General features: G+C 41.2%; 10 protein-coding genes. 8 read left to right on the top strand and 2 right to left on the bottom strand.

The features are described 5' to 3' along the window. The first annotated feature begins 8 nt into the window (after window positions 1-8). From FIM44_RS05640 to fusA, 4 genes are all read left to right on the top strand, one after another. Entirely contained in the window at window positions 9-8681 is an 8673-nt protein-coding gene (locus tag FIM44_RS05640) for a DNA-directed RNA polymerase subunit beta/beta' (protein WP_140579377.1), read from the top strand. An 87-nt stretch (window positions 8682-8768) separates the two neighbouring features. Beyond that, window positions 8769-9176, top strand: a complete 408-nt coding sequence (gene rpsL / locus FIM44_RS05635; protein ID WP_001142321.1) for a 30S ribosomal protein S12 — start codon at window positions 8769-8771, stop codon at window positions 9174-9176. A gap of 15 nt (window positions 9177-9191) precedes the next feature. After that, entirely contained in the window at window positions 9192-9659 is a 468-nt protein-coding gene (rpsG, locus tag FIM44_RS05630) for a 30S ribosomal protein S7 (RefSeq protein ID WP_001254358.1), read from the top strand. A gap of 11 nt (window positions 9660-9670) precedes the next feature. Next, window positions 9671-11749: an elongation factor G gene (gene fusA, locus FIM44_RS05625; RefSeq protein ID WP_140579376.1), complete on the top strand. Its 2079-nt coding sequence runs from the start codon at window positions 9671-9673 to the stop codon at window positions 11747-11749. Between the two features lie 535 nt (window positions 11750-12284). On the opposite strand, the gene FIM44_RS05615 is transcribed toward fusA, so the two are convergent. After that, a complete protein-coding gene (locus tag FIM44_RS05615; RefSeq protein ID WP_140579374.1) occupies window positions 12285-13274 on the bottom strand; it encodes an aldo/keto reductase in 990 nt (329 codons plus the stop codon). A 225-nt stretch (window positions 13275-13499) separates the two neighbouring features. On the opposite strand from FIM44_RS05615, the gene FIM44_RS05605 reads away from it, so the two are divergent. Beyond that, window positions 13500-13718: a hypothetical protein gene (locus tag FIM44_RS05605; protein ID WP_000744170.1), complete on the top strand. Its 219-nt coding sequence runs from the start codon at window positions 13500-13502 to the stop codon at window positions 13716-13718. 190 nt (window positions 13719-13908) lie between these two features. Here the strand turns inward: FIM44_RS05605 and waaF are convergent, their stop codons facing one another. Continuing rightward, complete coding sequence (waaF, locus tag FIM44_RS05600) at window positions 13909-14958, bottom strand: lipopolysaccharide heptosyltransferase II (protein ID WP_140579373.1); 1050 nt, start codon at window positions 14956-14958, stop codon at window positions 13909-13911. Window positions 14959-15019: 61 nt separating this feature from the next. Here waaF and hisS point away from each other — a divergent pair, with 61 nt between their 5' ends. From hisS to FIM44_RS05585, 3 genes are all read left to right on the top strand, one after another. Continuing rightward, window positions 15020-16348: a histidine--tRNA ligase gene (gene hisS / locus FIM44_RS05595; RefSeq protein ID WP_140579372.1), complete on the top strand. Its 1329-nt coding sequence runs from the start codon at window positions 15020-15022 to the stop codon at window positions 16346-16348. After that, entirely contained in the window at window positions 16335-17375 is a 1041-nt protein-coding gene (gene asd / locus FIM44_RS05590) for an aspartate-semialdehyde dehydrogenase (RefSeq protein WP_140579371.1), read from the top strand. The genes hisS and asd overlap by 14 nt, the downstream gene beginning before the upstream one ends. A gap of 430 nt (window positions 17376-17805) precedes the next feature. Next, window positions 17806-18455 (top strand): DUF874 family protein (locus FIM44_RS05585; protein ID WP_140579370.1); only part of this gene is annotated, 650 nt, incomplete at its 3' end.

The following is an 18455-nucleotide window of genomic DNA, read 5'->3' as shown; positions in this document are numbered from 1 at the left end:
CTTGAAATATGTCAAAAAAAATTCCCCTAAAAAACCGCTTGAGAGCTGATTTTACAAAAACCCCAACAGATTTAGAAGTCCCTAATTTATTATTATTACAACGAGACAGCTATGATTCTTTCTTGTATTCTAAAGAGGGTAAAGAGAGCGGGATTGAAAAGGTTTTTAAATCCATTTTCCCTATCCAAGATGAGCATAACCGCATCACTTTAGAATACGCGGGTTGCGAATTTGGCAAGTCTAAATACACCGTTAGAGAAGCGATGGAGAGGGGCATTACCTACTCTATCCCGCTTAAAATTAAAGTGCGCTTGATCTTGTGGGAAAAAGATACCAAAAGTGGCGAAAAGAACGGCATTAAGGACATTAAAGAACAAAGCATTTTCATTCGTGAGATCCCTTTGATGACAGAACGCACTTCATTTATTATCAATGGGGTGGAGCGCGTGGTGGTCAATCAACTCCACAGAAGCCCCGGTGTGATCTTCAAAGAAGAAGAGTCCAGCACTTCTTTAAACAAGCTCATTTACACAGGGCAAATCATTCCTGATAGGGGTTCGTGGCTGTATTTTGAATACGATTCTAAAGATGTTTTATACGCTCGTATCAATAAACGCCGTAAAGTGCCTGTTACCATTTTATTCAGGGCGATGGATTATCAAAAACAAGACATCATCAAAATGTTCTACCCGCTTGTTAAAGTGCGTTATGAAAACGATAAATATTTGATCCCATTTGCTTCATTAGACGCCAATCAAAGAATGGAATTTGACTTGAAAGATCCTCAAGGTAAGGTTATTCTTTTAGCGGGTAAAAAGCTCACTTCAAGAAAGATTAAAGAGCTTAAAGAAAACCATTTAGAATGGGTGGAATACCCTATGGATATTTTACTCAATCGTCATTTAGCTGAGCCTGTTATGGTGGGGAAAGAAGTCTTATTAGACATGCTCACTCAGCTAGATAAAAACAGATTAGAAAAAATCCACGATTTAGGCGTGCAAGAATTTGTGATCATCAACGATCTAGCGTTAGGGCATGACGCTTCCATTATCCATTCTTTTTTGGCCGATTCTGAGTCTTTGAAATTACTCAAGCAAACTGAAAAAATTGATGATGAAAACGCTCTAGCGGCGATTCGTATCCATAAGGTTATGAAACCAGGCGATCCCGTTACGACTGAAGTGGCTAAGCAGTTTGTCAAAAAACTTTTCTTTGATCCAGAACGCTATGATTTGACCATGGTGGGCCGTATGAAAATGAACCACAAGTTAGGCTTGCATGTGCCTGATTACATTACGACTTTAACGCATGAAGATATTATCACCACCGTTAAATACCTCATGAAGATCAAAAACAATCAGGGCAAGATTGATGACAGGGACCACTTGGGCAATCGTAGGATTAGGGCGGTAGGGGAATTACTGGCCAATGAATTGCATTCAGGCTTAGTGAAAATGCAAAAGACCATTAAAGACAAGCTCACTACCATGAGCGGGGCTTTTGATTCGCTCATGCCCCATGACTTGGTTAATTCTAAAATGATCACCAGCACGATCATGGAATTTTTCATGGGCGGTCAGCTCTCGCAATTTATGGATCAAACTAACCCCTTGAGTGAGGTTACGCACAAGCGCCGCCTTTCAGCACTCGGTGAAGGGGGATTGGTGAAAGACAGGGTAGGGTTTGAAGCCAGAGATGTGCACCCCACGCATTATGGCCGAATTTGCCCTATTGAAACCCCAGAAGGTCAAAATATCGGTCTGATCAACACCCTTTCCACTTTCACAAGAGTGAATGATTTAGGCTTTATTGAAGCCCCTTATAAAAAGGTTGTGGATGGCAAGGTCGTGGGTGAGACGATTTATTTGACCGCTATTCAAGAAGACAGCCACATCATCGCTCCCGCAAGCACCCCCATTGATGAAGAGGGTAATATTTTAGGCGATTTGATTGAAACGCGTGTGGAAGGCGAGATTGTTTTAAACGAAAAAAGCAAAGTAACCTTAATGGATTTAAGCTCTAGCATGTTAGTAGGGGTCGCCGCATCGCTCATTCCTTTCTTAGAGCATGATGACGCCAACCGCGCCTTAATGGGGACTAACATGCAGCGCCAAGCGGTGCCGTTATTAAGAAGCGACGCTCCCATTGTAGGCACGGGGATTGAAAAAATTATCGCTAGGGATTCTTGGGGAGCGATCAAAGCCAATCGCGCAGGCGTTGTAGAAAAAATTGATTCTAAAAATATTTATATTTTAGGCGAAAGCAAAGAAGAAGCCTATATTGATGCGTATTCTTTGCAAAAAAACTTGCGCACCAACCAAAACACCAGTTTCAATCAAGTCCCTATCGTTAAAGTGGGCGATAAAGTGGAAGCCGGGCAAATCATTGCTGATGGCCCTAGCATGGATAGAGGCGAGTTGGCGTTAGGGAAAAATGTGCGCGTGGCGTTCATGCCTTGGAATGGCTATAACTTTGAAGACGCGATCGTAGTGAGTGAGCGCATCACTAAAGATGATATTTTTACTTCCACCCACATTTATGAAAAAGAAGTGGATGCTAGGGAGCTTAAGCATGGCGTGGAAGAATTTACCGCTGACATTCCTGATGTGAAAGAAGAAGCGCTCGCTCATCTTGATGAAAGCGGGATCGTTAAAGTGGGCACTTATGTGAGCGCTGGCATGATTTTAGTGGGCAAGACTTCTCCTAAAGGCGAGATTAAAAGCACGCCTGAAGAGCGGCTTTTAAGGGCTATTTTTGGGGATAAAGCCGGGCATGTGGTCAATAAGAGTTTGTATTGCCCTCCAAGTTTGGAAGGCACGGTGATTGATGTGAAAGTCTTCACTAAAAAAGGCTATGAGAAAGACGTGCGGGTTTTGAGTGCGTATGAAGAAGAAAAAGCCAAGCTTGATATGGAGCATTTTGACCACTTGACCATGCTCAATAGAGAAGAATTGTTGCGCGTTAGCTCGCTCCTTTCTCAAGCGATTTTAGAAGAGCCTTTCAGCCATAACGGCAAGGATTATAAAGAAGGCGATCAAATCCCTAAAGAAGAAATCGCTTCAATCAACCGCTTCACTTTGGCTAGTTTAGTCAAAAAGTATTCTAAAGAAGTGCAAAACCACTATGAAATCACTAAAAATAATTTCTTAGAGCAAAAAAAAGTTTTGGGTGAAGAGCATGAAGAAAAGCTTTCTATTTTAGAAAAAGATGATATTTTGCCTAGTGGCGTGATCAAAAAAGTCAAGCTCTATATCGCTACAAAACGAAAGCTTAAAGTGGGCGATAAAATGGCAGGAAGGCATGGGAATAAAGGGATTGTGTCTAATATCGTGCCGGTTGCGGATATGCCTTATACTGCTGATGGCGAGCCTGTGGATATTGTCTTAAACCCTTTAGGCGTGCCAAGCCGCATGAACATCGGGCAGATTTTAGAAATGCATTTAGGCTTAGTGGGGAAAGAGTTTGGGAAACAAATCGCTCGCATGCTAGAGGATAAAACCAGAGATTTTGCCAAAGAATTGCGCGCTAAAATGCTAGAAATCGCTAACGCCATTAATGAAAAAGACCCCTTGACAATCCATGTTCTTGAGAATTGCTCTGATGAAGAGCTTTTGGAATACGCTAAAGATTGGAGCAAGGGCGTTAAGATGGCTATCCCTGTGTTTGAAGGCATCTCGCAAGAAAAATTTTACAAGCTGTTTGAATTAGCTAAGATCGCTATGGATGGCAAAATGGATCTGTATGATGGGCGCACAGGCGAAAAAATGAGGGAGCGCGTGAATGTGGGCTACATGTATATGATCAAACTCCACCATTTAGTGGATGAAAAAGTCCATGCCAGAAGCACAGGCCCTTATAGCTTGGTAACGCACCAGCCTGTTGGGGGTAAAGCGCTCTTTGGAGGTCAAAGGTTTGGGGAAATGGAAGTGTGGGCCTTGGAAGCTTATGGCGCAGCGCACACTCTAAAAGAAATGCTCACCATTAAATCCGATGATATTAGAGGCAGAGAGAACGCTTATAGGGCTATTGCTAAAGGTGAGCAAGTGGGTGAGAGTGAGATCCCTGAGACTTTCTATGTTTTGACTAAAGAATTGCAATCGCTCGCTTTGGATATTAATATTTTTGGGGATGATGTGGATGAAGATGGAGCGCCTAAACCCATTGTCATTAAAGAAGATGACAGGCCTAAAGACTTTAGCTCTTTCCAGCTCACTCTAGCTAGCCCTGAAAAAATCCATTCTTGGAGTTATGGGGAAGTTAAAAAGCCAGAAACGATCAATTATCGCACCCTAAAACCTGAACGAGACGGCTTGTTTTGCATGAAAATCTTTGGCCCCACTAAAGATTATGAATGCTTGTGTGGTAAATACAAAAAGCCTCGCTTTAAAGACATTGGCACATGCGAAAAATGTGGCGTGGCGATCACGCACTCCAAAGTCAGGCGTTTTAGAATGGGGCATATTGAATTGGCCACTCCTGTAGCGCATATTTGGTATGTCAATTCCTTGCCTAGCCGTATCGGCACGCTTTTAGGCGTTAAGATGAAAGACTTAGAGCGTGTGTTGTATTATGAAGCTTATATCGTTAAAGAACCAGGCGAAGCCGCTTATGACAATGAAGGCACTAAGCTTGTGATGAAATACGATATTTTGAATGAAGAGCAGTATCAAAATATCTCACGAAGATACGAAGACAGGGGATTTGTAGCGCAAATGGGTGGCGAAGCGATCAAGGATTTGTTAGAAGAAATTGACTTGATCGTTTTGTTACAAAGTTTGAAAGAAGAAGTGAAAGACACTAATTCTGATGCGAAAAAGAAAAAACTCATTAAGCGTTTGAAAGTGGTAGAAAGCTTTTTAAATTCTGGTAACAGGCCTGAGTGGATGATGCTCACGGTTTTACCGGTATTGCCGCCGGATTTAAGGCCTTTAGTCGCGCTAGATGGCGGGAAGTTTGCAGTCAGCGATGTGAATGAATTGTATCGTCGTGTCATCAATCGTAACCAACGCTTGAAACGCCTAATGGAGCTTGGGGCACCAGAAATCATTGTGCGCAATGAAAAGAGGATGTTGCAAGAAGCCGTGGATGTGCTTTTTGATAACGGCCGCAGCACCAATGCGGTTAAAGGGGCTAACAAGCGCCCTTTAAAATCGCTCAGTGAAATCATTAAAGGCAAGCAAGGGCGTTTCAGGCAAAACCTTTTAGGTAAGCGCGTGGATTTTTCAGGCAGAAGCGTGATTGTGGTTGGGCCAAACCTCAAGATGGACGAGTGCGGATTGCCTAAAAACATGGCGTTAGAACTCTTCAAACCGCATTTATTATCCAAGCTTGAAGAGAGAGGCTATGCTACCACGCTCAAACAGGCTAAACGCATGATTGAGCAAAAAAGCAATGAAGTGTGGGAGTGCTTGCAAGAAATCACAGAGGGGTATCCGGTGTTACTCAACCGCGCTCCTACCTTGCACAAGCAATCCATTCAAGCGTTCCATCCAAAGCTTATTGACGGCAAAGCGATCCAATTGCACCCGTTAGTGTGTTCAGCGTTCAACGCCGATTTTGACGGGGATCAAATGGCGGTGCATGTGCCTTTAAGCCAGGAAGCGATCGCTGAATGCAAGGTGCTGATGCTAAGCTCTATGAATATCCTTTTGCCCGCTAGCGGTAAAGCCGTAGCCATTCCTAGCCAGGATATGGTTTTAGGGCTTTATTATCTTTCTTTAGAAAAGAGCGGGGTCAAGGGCGAGCATAAGCTTTTTTCTAGCGTGAATGAAATCATCACCGCTATTGACACGAAAGAATTAGACATCCATGCAAAGATTAGGGTTTTAGATCAAGGGAATATTATCGCTACGAGCGCAGGGCGCATGATTATTAAATCTATTTTGCCTGATTTTATCCCTACTGATTTGTGGAACAGACCCATGAAGAAAAAAGATATTGGCGTGCTTGTGGATTATGTGCATAAAGTCGGTGGTATCGGCATTACCGCAACCTTTTTGGATAATTTGAAAACGCTTGGCTTCAGGTATGCGACTAAGGCTGGTATTTCTATCTCTATGGAGGATATTATCACGCCCAAAGACAAGCAAAAAATGGTGGAAAAAGCCAAAGTAGAGGTTAAAAAAATCCAGCAACAATACGATCAAGGGCTACTCACTGACCAAGAGCGTTACAATAAGATCATTGACACTTGGACTGAAGTCAATGACAAAATGAGTAAAGAAATGATGACCGCTATCGCAAAAGATAAAGAGGGCTTTAACTCTATTTATATGATGGCAGATAGCGGCGCAAGGGGTAGCGCGGTGCAAATCCGTCAGCTTTCAGCGATGAGGGGTCTTATGACAAAGCCAGATGGCAGTATCATTGAAACGCCCATTATTTCTAACTTTAAAGAGGGGTTGAATGTCTTAGAATACTTCAACTCCACGCACGGCGCTAGAAAGGGCTTAGCGGATACAGCGCTAAAAACAGCCAATGCGGGGTATTTGACAAGAAAGCTCATTGATGTTTCGCAAAATGTCAAGGTGGTGTCTGATGATTGCGGCACGCATGAAGGGATTGAAATCACGGATATTGCGGTGGGGAGTGAGCTGATTGAACCTTTAGAAGAGCGTATTTTTGGGCGCGTTTTATTAGAAGATGTGATCGATCCCATTACGAATGAAATCTTGCTTTATGCGGACACTTTGATTGATGAAGAGGGTGCTAAAAAAGTGGTTGAAGCCGGGATTAAATCCATTACGATCCGCACCCCAGTAACTTGTAAAGCGCCAAAGGGCGTGTGCGCGAAATGCTACGGCTTGAATTTGGGCGAAGGCAAGATGAGTTATCCGGGTGAAGCGGTGGGCGTGGTAGCCGCGCAATCTATCGGGGAGCCTGGAACGCAGCTCACTTTAAGGACTTTCCATGTGGGCGGGACAGCGAGCAGGAGTCAGGATGAGCGCGAAATTGTAGCGAGCAAAGAAGGTTTTGTGCGTTTCTACAACCTTAGGACTTACACGAATAAGGAGGGTAAAAACATTATCGCTAACCGCCGTAACGCTTCTATTTTAGTGGTAGAACCTAAGATTAAAGCGCCTTTTGATGGGGAATTACGCATTGAAACGGTCTATGAAGAAGTCGTTGTGAGCGTGAAAAATGGCGATCAAGAAGCTAAATTTGTTTTAAGAAGAAGCGATATTGTCAAGCCAAGCGAACTAGCCGGCGTTGGCAGTAAGATTGAGGGGAAAGTGTATTTGCCTTATGCTAGTGGGCATCAGGTGCATAAGGGGGGGAGTATCGCTGATATTATCCAAGAGGGCTGGAATGTGCCTAATCGCATCCCTTATGCGAGCGAATTGCTAGTCAAGGATAATGACCCCATTGCACAAGATGTGTATGCCAAAGAAAAAGGCATAATCAAATACTATGTTTTAGAGGCTAACCATTTAGAGCGCACCCATGGGATCAAAAAGGGCGATATTGTGAGCGAAAAAGGCTTGTTTGCGGTGATAGCTGATGATAATGGTAGGGAAGCCGCTCGCCATTATATCGCTAGGGGTTCTGAGATCTTAATTGATGATAATAGTGAAGTGAGCGCTAATAGCGTGATCTCTAAACCCACGACTAACACTTTCAAAACGATTGCCACATGGGATCCTTACAACACCCCTATCATTGCGGACTTTAAAGGTAAGGTGAGTTTTGTGGATGTTATCGCAGGGGTTACGGTCGCTGAAAAAGAAGACGAAAATACCGGTATCACAAGCTTAGTGGTGAATGATTACATTCCAAGCGGATACAAACCAAGCTTGTTTTTAGAGGGGGCTAATGGCGAAGAGGTGCGTTATTTCCTAGAACCAAAAACTTCTATTGCTGTTAGTGATGGCTCTAGCGTGGAGCAGGCTGAAGTGTTGGCGAAAATCCCTAAAGCGACCGTTAAATCTAGGGATATTACCGGGGGTCTCCCAAGGGTTTCTGAACTCTTTGAAGCGAGAAAACCCAAGCCTAAAGATGTGGCGATCCTTTCTGAAGTGGATGGGATAGTGAGTTTTGGCAAACCCATTCGCAATAAAGAACACATCATCGTAACTTCTAAAGATGGCCGTTCCATGGATTATTTTGTGGATAAAGGCAAGCAAATTTTAGTGCATGCTGATGAATTTGTGCATGCGGGAGAGACGATGACAGATGGAGTAATCTCAAGCCATGATATTTTAAGGATTAGTGGCGAAAAAGAGCTTTATAAATACATTGTGAGCGAAGTCCAGCAAGTGTATCGCAGGCAAGGGGTAAGCATTGCCGACAAGCACATTGAAATCATTGTGTCTCAAATGCTAAGGCAAGTGCGCATCTTAGACAGCGGGGATAGCAAGTTTATTGAAGGGGATTTAGTCAGTAAAAAACTCTTCAAAGAAGAAAACGCTCGTGTGATCGCTTTAAAAGGCGAGCCAGCGATTGCTGAACCGGTGCTTTTAGGGATCACCAGAGCGGCTATTGGGAGCGATAGCATCATCTCAGCGGCCTCTTTCCAAGAAACGACTAAAGTTTTAACAGAAGCCAGTATCGCTATGAAAAAAGACTTTTTAGAGGATTTGAAAGAGAATGTGGTGTTGGGGAGGATGATCCCTGTGGGAACAGGCATGTATAAGAATAAGAAAATCGTGCTAAGAACGCTTGAAGATAGCCCTAAATTTTGACAAAAAAATCGGTTAAGATTTTTAAAAGAAAAATTAGGGTAAAATGGGAGAACTTTTAGTTTTAAATTTTTAGAATAAGGAAAAATAGTGCCTACTATCAATCAGTTGATTAGAAAAGAAAGGAAAAAGGTGGTTAAAAAAACGAAATCACCTGCATTAGTGGAATGCCCTCAAAGAAGAGGGGTTTGTACTAGGGTTTATACGACTACCCCTAAAAAGCCTAACTCGGCTTTAAGAAAGGTCGCTAAGGTCCGTTTGACCAGTAAATTTGAAGTGATCAGTTACATCCCTGGTGAAGGGCATAACTTGCAAGAGCACTCCATTGTGTTAGTGCGTGGGGGTAGGGTTAAGGATTTACCCGGTGTGAAATACCACATCGTTCGTGGCGCTTTAGACACTGCAGGGGTCAATAAAAGAACGGTTTCACGCTCTAAATACGGGACTAAAAAAGCTAAAGCAACCGACAAGAAAGCAACAGACAACAAGAAAAAATAAGAGGAAAACAAAAGTATGAGAAGAAGAAAAGCACCCGTTAGGGAGGTTTTGGGCGATCCTGTTTATGGGAACAAAGTGGTTACTAAGTTTATCAATAAGATGATGTTCGACGGCAAGAAAAGCGTAGCGGAAAAAATCATCTATAAAGCTTTTAATAAGATTGAAGAAAAAAGCGGTGAAAAAGGGATTGAAGTGTTTGAAAAAGCCCTAGAAAGGGTGCGCCCTTTAGTGGAAGTGCGCAGCAGAAGAGTGGGTGGGGCTACCTATCAAGTGCCGGTAGAAGTGAGAGCGAGCCGCCAGCAGTCGCTATCTATTCGTTGGATTTTAGAAGCGACCAGGAAACGCAATGAAAGAATGATGGTGGATAGATTGGCTAACGAGCTTATGGATGCGGCTAGCGATAAGGGTGCGGCTTTTAAGAAAAAAGAAGATGTGCATAAAATGGCAGAAGCGAATAAAGCGTTCGTGCACTATCGCTGGTAATTGGAGTTAGAATGGCTAGAAAAACCCCATTAAATAGGATCAGGAATATCGGTATTGCCGCCCACATTGATGCTGGGAAAACCACCACTTCTGAAAGGATTTTATTCTATACAGGCGTGAGCCATAAGATTGGCGAAGTGCATGACGGTGCGGCGACAATGGATTGGATGGAGCAAGAAAAAGAAAGAGGGATCACTATCACTTCTGCAGCAACAACTTGCTTTTGGAAGGATCACCAAATCAATTTGATTGACACTCCAGGGCATGTGGATTTCACTATTGAAGTGGAACGATCCATGCGCGTGCTAGATGGTGCGGTTTCGGTGTTTTGCTCGGTTGGGGGCGTGCAGCCTCAAAGCGAGACCGTGTGGCGTCAAGCGAATAAATACGGCGTGCCTAGGATTGTTTTTGTCAATAAAATGGATAGGATTGGGGCGAATTTCTATAATGTGGAAAACCAGATTAAGCAACGCTTGAAAGCCAATCCTGTGCCTATTAATATCCCTATTGGGGCTGAAGACACTTTCATTGGCGTGATTGATTTAGTCCAAATGAAAGCGATCGTTTGGAATAATGAAACCATGGGGGCCAAATACGATGTGGAAGAAATCCCTAGCGATTTGTTAGAAAAGGCTAAACAATACCGAGAAAAGCTTGTAGAAGCCGTAGCCGAGCAAGATGAAGCGTTGATGGAAAAGTATTTAGGTGGTGAAGAATTGGATATTGAAGAAATCAAAAAAGGCATTAAAACAGGTTGTTTGAACATGAGCCTTGTCCCTATGCTTTGTGGTTCTTCTTTTAAAAATAAAGGCGTGCAGACTTTATTAGACGCAGTCATTGATTACTTGCCAGCACCCACGGAGGTTGTGGATATTAAGGGGATTGATCCAAAAACTGAAGAAGAGGTTTTTGTGAAATCCAGCGATGATGGCGAGTTTGCCGGTTTGGCGTTTAAAATCATGACAGATCCTTTTGTGGGCCAACTCACTTTTGTGCGCGTGTATCGTGGCAAGCTAGAGTCCGGTAGCTATGTGTATAACTCCACCAAAGACAAGAAAGAGCGCGTGGGAAGACTCCTTAAAATGCATTCCAATAAGAGAGAAGACATTAAAGAAGTTTATGCGGGTGAGATTTGTGCGTTTGTGGGCCTGAAAGACACGCTAACTGGGGACACGCTTTGCGATGAGAAAAATGCGGTTGTTTTAGAGAGGATGGAATTTCCTGAGCCGGTCATTCACATCGCTGTGGAGCCTAAAACGAAAGCAGACCAGGAAAAAATGGGCGTAGCGTTAGGCAAGCTTGCCGAAGAAGATCCAAGCTTTAGGGTGATGACTCAAGAAGAAACCGGGCAAACTCTCATTGGCGGCATGGGTGAATTGCACCTAGAAATCATCGTGGATAGATTAAAGAGAGAATTTAAGGTGGAAGCTGAAATCGGTCAGCCGCAAGTCGCCTTTAGAGAGACTATCCGCTCAAGCGTGAGCAAAGAGCATAAATACGCTAAGCAAAGCGGTGGTCGTGGGCAATACGGGCATGTGTTTATCAAGCTTGAGCCTAAAGAGCCTGGCAGTGGGTATGAATTTGTGAATGAAATTTCTGGGGGCGTGATCCCTAAAGAATATATCCCTGCGGTGGATAAGGGTATCCAAGAAGCGATGCAAAATGGCGTTTTGGCAGGCTATCCGGTGGTGGATTTTAAAGTTACCCTTTATGATGGGAGCTACCATGATGTGGATTCTTCAGAAATGGCGTTTAAAATCGCTGGTTCTATGGCGTTTAAAGAAGCGAGTCGCACGGCTAACCCGGTTTTACTAGAGCCTATGATGAAAGTGGAAGTGGAAGTCCCTGAAGAATACATGGGCGATGTGATTGGCGATTTGAATAGAAGAAGAGGGCAAATCAATTCTATGGATGACCGATTAGGCTTGAAAATCGTGAACGCTTTTGTGCCGTTGGTGGAAATGTTTGGTTACTCTACGGATTTACGATCAGCCACTCAAGGGCGTGGGACTTACTCTATGGAGTTTGATCATTATGGCGAAGTGCCTAGCAATATCGCTAAGGAAATTGTAGAAAAGCGCAAAGGCTGATTTTATCATAACGCTCTCTTGTGGGAGGGTGTTGCAGGTGCTGTTTAAACTTTTTCTCTTTTGGATTGAAAAGACTTTCTTGAGGGTTTTTATCCACTTCTATCTCTCTAATTACCTTTTTTACTATAAAATTGATTCTTGGCTCTATTGTCAAACAGGAGTAACTAAAATTTTTTAATTTTTTAAAAATGGGGTTTTGGTTGCTTCGTTTAATCGTTTTAGATTTTATTTCATGGTGGAATTCGTTTTCTTAAGGGGTTAGGGGGTGTTTTGTAGCAATGCTCTTTAAAAATCCCCTAATTCATAGACCGCCTTACAAGAAATTCCGCTTGACTAACGACAAGCTCTTTTGTATTCAATCTTAAAAAACGCTTTTTGGTATTTTTCAAATTTTTATAATCAATTTTTTATTAAAACAAAGCCTTGTTAAAATGCCTTAAAAAGTTTGTTAGTGGGATAAAAACACACTGACAAACAGAAAATAACGCTCAATCTCTTTTAAAAGAGCCAATGCAATTATAAATACCCAATACTTTTATCGATTCACCATTTCATTGATTCTTTTAGGGTAGCGGGCCCCTTCTATTTTGATTGCAGTCAATTCTTTTTGGAAAATCTCCAATTCTTTTTGACTCCAAGAAACCTGCAAAGCCCCTATATTTTCTATGAGCCTGGATTCTTTGGTGGTGCCAAAGAGAGGGACAATGATTTTTTGCGTGTGCAAAATCCATGAGAGAGCCAGTTGGGCTGGTGTAACGCCTTTAGCGTGTGCATGATCTTGGATTAATTCCACCAAGACATAATTTTTGGCTAGATTTTCTTGATTAAACCTAGGAGAAACGCTTCTAAAATCCTCACTAGCGAAGGTGGCATTTTTTTCAAATTTCGCACCTAAAAACCCCTTACCCAAAGGCGAAAAAGCGACAAAGCCAATTTTTTCTTTTTCTAAAAAACCTAAAATCTCTTTTTCAGGTTCGCACCACCACAAGGAATATTCGCTCTGCAACGCACTTAAAGGGCAAATTTGATGGGCTTTTTGGATGCTAGATAACCCTGCCTCACTCATCCCCCAAGCTTTAATTTTTCCTTCTTTGATAAGAGCTTGCATAACTTCTGCCACTTCTTCTATGGGCGTGTTAGTATCCACGCGGTGTTGGTAGTATAAATCAATGCATTCTACTTTTAAGCGTTTCAAACTCCCTTCAATGGCACTCTTAATACGGTTAGGACTGGAGTCTAAAAACATGGTTGCGTATTTGTCATTAGGATCTGTGTAGTAAATCCCAAACTTGCTCGCTACCACAACCTTGTCTTTAAAAGGCTTGATCGCTTCGCCTAAAAGCTTTTCATTATTTTCCCCATAAGCCTCTGCAGTGTCAAAAAAGTTAATACCCAATTCCAAAGCCTTATGGATAAGTTTAACCATCTGCTTTTTATCATGGACTTTCCCATACCCATAAGTCATGCCCATGCACCCTAGAGCTAACGCACCCACTTTTAAAGGGCCTAAATGACGCTGTTGCATACAAACTCCTTGATTTCATATTGTTTTTTGTTTTTTCAATATAATATCAATCTTAATTTTTGTCAAACTTTCTAAAACCAAAGATAATTTATCAAGTTTTTTGTATTGTAGTTTTTTTAAGGTAGCAAAACCACCAAACCAATCAAAAATTCTATTGGTTTCTATTCGTTTACTTTTGAGAAATATAATTCTCTCGCTTTTAAGATCATCATAAGGAGTTTTCGTATGAAAAAGCAAATCTTGACAGGTGTTTTATTATCAGTTTTGGCAGTGAGTTCTGCATACGCTCACAAAGATAAAAAAGACGCCAAAAAACCTGAGTTAAGCTCTCAATTAGTGGCTCACAAAGATAAAAAAGACGCCAAAAAACCTGAGTTAAGCTCTCAATTAGTGGCTCACAAAGATAAAAAAGACGCCAAAAAACCTAAAAACTCAGTGGCCTAATGGCTTTGACTCTAAAAAAGCGTTTTTAAAAACGCTTTTTTGGATATTATCTTATAATTTTTCTTACCATTTTGTAAAACCCTTGGTAGGATTTATCGCTTTTCTCACGCCTTCAAAAGTAAAGTTTAAATCTTTTATATACTAGAATTTTGTCAATACGGCTGTGTTTTTTAAAAGTGCATAAAGGGCGTTAAGGCTTTTCTAAAAGGGTGTGAGTGGCTTGAAGGACTTCAAGGGGCGTGATAGATCGCATGCACAAATGGTTTTTTTCATTCTTTAAAGGGCAAACTCGTTTCTTGCAAGGCGCACAGCTTAAATGGTGGTTCAATACGATTGCTTTTTGAGCTTTATAGGGGCGAGTCTCTTTTTCATCAGTGGGGCCAAAAAGAGCGATTAAGGGGGTTTGTGTGCTAGCAGCCGCATGCATAGGGCCGCTATCGTTAGTGATGAATAAATCTAAAACAGCGATGCGCTCTATCAATTCTTCAATGCTTGTTTTCCCGCACAGATTGTAAGCGTTATGGAACAATAAGGGGTTTTTTAATAAGCCTTTGATGAGTTTTAAAATTTCTTCAGAAACGATAGCGTCTTCTTTAGCCCCAAAAAAATAAATTTCATGCCCTTCTTCTAACAAAGCAGCGGCGGCTTCAGCGTAATAAGAGGCCGGCCATCTTTTAGCGCTCCCATAGCTTGCGCTAGGGTTAAAGCCGATTTTTTTAGGGGTATTTGGGGTGTGAGTGGGGAGGTTAAAGGCCAGTTTTAAGGGCAAAACGCTTTTTTGATCCAATTCTTTTTTTAAAAATTGCGAAAACAAAAAGCAATACTTTTCCACTTGATGATACTCTTTAGGGGCAGTCATTATTGCATGGCTGAGAAACAAAGAACGAAAAAATTGAGCAAAACCGATGCGAATAGGCGTTTTTGTCGCATAGAGCAAAAAAGCGGAATAAAAATGGTTGTTTAATGCGATCGCTATATCGCAACGCCCTATTTTTTGAGCGAGTTTGTAAGTGGCTAGCAGCCTGAAAAAGGATTTTTTGGTGTCATCTGTAAAAACGGCTTCTATTTTTTCATCTTTTTTGAAAAGTTCGCAAGTGATTTGTGGGCCCACTAAGATAAAATACGCGTTAGGGTAGTGGTGTTTAAGGGTGTAAAAAAGCGAGCTTGCCATCACCCCATCGCCTAACCAATTAGGCAAACGCAATAAAATACGCATGCGTTTGGGTGCATTTACGCTCATCAATAGCCCTTTTTTAAAGATTTTAAGCTAAAATTTTAGCATACAAATACAAGGAAATGGAATGATTACCCCTAAAGTGTTGAGCGGGTTTAAAGACCGCTTGCCTAAAGATGCGATACAAAAAGCCCAGTTGCTCTCTAAAGTTTCAGTCGTGTTTCAAAGTTTTGGTTTTGTGCCGATTGAAACCCCTCATTTGGAATACGCTGAAGCGCTACTACCTGATGCGAGCAACGATATTCAAAAAGAAATTTATCGTTTTAAAGACCATGGGGATAGGGATGTGGCTTTAAGGTTTGATTTGACCGTGCCATTAGCCCGCTTTGTCTCTTTGCACCACCAAATATTAGGCATGCCCTTTAAACGCTACGCCATAGGCAATGTCTTTAGGGGCGAAAGGGCGCAAAAAGGGCGTTATAGGGAATTCACGCAATGCGATTTTGATTTTATAGGGAGCGAGAGTTTGGTGTGCGATGCTGAGATCATTCAAGTGATCATCGCTTCCTTAAAAGCCTTGGATTTAGAAGATTTTTGCGTCTCTATCAACCACAGAAAAATTTTGAACGGGATATGCGAATATTTTGGGATCTCTCAAGTGAATGAAGTGTTGCGCATTGTGGATAAATTAGAAAAAATTGGCTTGAATGGGGTTGAAGAAGAATTAAAAAAAGAGTGCGATTTGAATTCAAACACCATTAAAGAGCTTTTAGAAATGGTTCAAATCAAACAGAACGATTTAAGCCATGCGGAATTTTTTGAAAAAATTGCTTATTTGAAAGACTATAATGAAAATCTGAAAAAGGGCATACAGGATTTAGAAAGGCTATACCAGTTGCTAGGGGATTTACAAATTTCTCAAAACCTGTATAAAATTGATTTTTCTATCGCTAGGGGGTTAGGGTATTATACGGGGATTGTGTATGAAACCACGCTTAATGACATGAAGTCTTTAGGGAGCGTGTGTTCAGGGGGGCGTTACGATCATTTGACTAAAAATTTTTCTAAAGAAAATTTACAAGGGGTAGGGGCTTCTATTGGGATTGATAGATTGATTGTGGCTTTGAGTGAAATGCAATTATTAGACGAGCGTTCCACCCAAGCTAAAGTCTTAATCGCTTGCATGCATGAAGAGTATTTTTCTTATGCAAATCGATTAGCGGAGTCTTTAAGGCAAAGCGGGATTTTTAGCGAAGTCTATCCAGAAGCTCAAAAAATCAAAAAACCCTTTTCTTATGCCAACCACAAAGGGCATGAGTTTGTGGCTGTCATTGGTGAAGAAGAATTTAAAAGCGAAACCTTAAGCTTGAAAAACATGCATTCAGGCATGCAGTTGAATTGCTTGAGTTTTTTAAAAGCCCTTGAAATCATTGGAGAAAACGATGAGGACTTATAATGTCGCTATTGTCGGGGCTAGCGGAGCGGTAGGGCAAGAGCTGATTAAGGGTTTAGAAAATTCTTCTTTCCCAATTAAAAAATTTGTCCCGCTCGCTAGCGCTAGGAGTGCCGGTAAAAAGATTAAAGCTTTCAATAAAGACTATGAGATTTTAGAAACCACGCATGAGGTTTTTGAAAAAGAAAGAATAGACATCGCCTTTTTTAGCGCTGGGGGGAGCGTGAGCGAAGAATTTGCTACAAGCACTGCAAAAACTGCCTTAGTGATTGATAACACGAGCTTTTTTAGATTGGATAAAAAAGTGCCTTTAGTCGTGCCTGAAATCAACGCTAAAGAAATTTTTAACGCTCCTTTGAATATCATCGCTAACCCTAATTGCTCTACCATTCAAATGACGCAAATCTTAAACCCCTTACACCTTCATTTTAAGATAAAAAGCGTGATTGTTAGCACCTATCAAGCCGTGAGTGGGGCAGGGAATAAGGGCATAGAGAGTTTAAAAAATGAGTTAAAAACCGCATTAGAATATTTGGAAAAAGACTCCGCTATTGATTTAAACCAGGTTTTGCGAGCCGGGGCTTTCGCTTATCCGATCGCTTTCAATGCGATCGCTCATATTGATACTTTTAAGGAGAATGGCTACACGAAAGAAGAGCTGAAAATGGTGCATGAAACCCATAAAATCATGGGCGTGGATTTCCCTATCAGCGCGACTTGCGTGCGCGTGCCGGTATTGAGGAGCCATAGCGAGAGTTTGAGTATCGCTTTTGAAAAAGAATTCGATCTCAAAGAAGTCTATGAAGTCTTAAAAAACGCCCCTAGCGTGGTTGTTTGCGATGATCCTAGCCATAATCTTTACCCCACGCCCTTAAAAGTGAGCCACACGGATAGCGTCTTTATAGGGCGCTTGAGGAAGGATTTGTTTGATAAGAAAACTTTGCACGGCTTTTGCGTGGCGGATCAATTAAGAGTGGGGGCAGCCACCAACGCACTCAAAATCGCCTTGCATTACATTAAGAACGCTTGATTTTACTCAAAGATAACAAAGATGAATGCGCATGCACTTGAATTAAGGATAAGGATCAACCTAACCCAATCTCTAAAAAAGAGCTTTAAGTTACTAGGCTTGCGATGTTAAACAAGGGTGTAATTGAATTTCTCAAGGCTTGATTGAGAGAAATGCTAATATTTGGTAGGTCAAAAGGAATGAAAGGCTTACACTCAAGCAGAGAGTGAATGTTTAGCTAGCGAGTTATTGCCTATTATTCCCTTTAAAAGGGTGTGGGTTTGGGTATAAGGAAAACTTGTATCAAGTTTTATTGAAATGGATTAGAAAAATCTGATTGAATTGCCACTTACAATTTTTCAAACCAATCGTTTAATAACGATTGAATATAACTATATACACTACAATAATAAGATCTTGATGGGTAAGATTGTTTTTTGAAAGGATTTAAATGCCTGCTATAAGAGTTTTAGTAATGCTTGCAACAATGATGATGAAATTAGTAAAAACGGCAAAAGAAAAGAAAGTTTTTAAGAATGTGGGAGTGTCTATAATGGGGATTACTTTTTGGGAAGCGATAAAAGACTCAATAAAAAAACAAATTAAAAAAAGCGATTGGATATGCGGGAATGTTAAGACTGCGGATGATTATTTAAAAACGCATCCTAACTCATGGTTTAATTCAGTAATAGGTGTAACAACGATAACAGCCATGCTTATGAATGTGTGTTTTGCTGATGACCAATCCAAAAAAGAAGTGGCTGAAGTTCAAAAGGAAGCTGAAAATGCTAGGGATAGAGCGAACAAGAGTGGGATAGAACTCGCTAATAATCAAATAAAAGTAGAACAGGAAAAACAAAAGACAAGCAATATAGAGACTAGTAATCAAATAAAAGTAGAACAAGAAAAACAAAAGACAAGCAATATAGAGACTAGTAATCAAATAAAAGTAGAACAAGAAAAACAAAAGACAGAACAAGAAAAACAAAAGACAAACAATACACAAAAAGATTTGGTTAAAAAAGCAGAACAAAATTGCCAAGAAAATCATAGTCAATTCTTTATTAAAAAAGTAGGAATTAAGGATAGTATTTCTATAGA

The sequence above is a fragment of the Helicobacter pylori genome (genome assembly GCF_006440215.1).
Taxonomy (GTDB): Bacteria; Campylobacterota; Campylobacteria; order Campylobacterales; family Helicobacteraceae; genus Helicobacter; species Helicobacter pylori_CS.
Note: the sequence above shows the minus strand (reverse complement) of the source record. Positions and strands in the feature narration are given on the sequence as shown.

What these genes read in the sequence shown, in the direction of transcription:
- FIM44_RS05640 (WP_140579377.1), top strand. Translation starts at nt 9, where the DNA reads ATGTCAAAAAAAATTCCCCTAAAAAACCGCTTGAGAGCTGATTTTACA.
- rpsG (WP_001254358.1), top strand. Translation starts at nt 9,192, where the DNA reads ATGAGAAGAAGAAAAGCACCCGTTAGGGAGGTTTTGGGCGATCCTGTT.
- fusA (WP_140579376.1), top strand. Translation starts at nt 9,671, where the DNA reads ATGGCTAGAAAAACCCCATTAAATAGGATCAGGAATATCGGTATTGCC.
- FIM44_RS05615 (WP_140579374.1), bottom strand. Translation starts at nt 13,274, where the DNA reads ATGCAACAGCGTCATTTAGGCCCTTTAAAAGTGGGTGCGTTAGCTCTA.
- FIM44_RS05605 (WP_000744170.1), top strand. Translation starts at nt 13,500, where the DNA reads ATGAAAAAGCAAATCTTGACAGGTGTTTTATTATCAGTTTTGGCAGTG.
- waaF (WP_140579373.1), bottom strand. Translation starts at nt 14,958, where the DNA reads ATGAGCGTAAATGCACCCAAACGCATGCGTATTTTATTGCGTTTGCCT.
- hisS (WP_140579372.1), top strand. Translation starts at nt 15,020, where the DNA reads ATGATTACCCCTAAAGTGTTGAGCGGGTTTAAAGACCGCTTGCCTAAA.
- asd (WP_140579371.1), top strand. Translation starts at nt 16,335, where the DNA reads ATGAGGACTTATAATGTCGCTATTGTCGGGGCTAGCGGAGCGGTAGGG.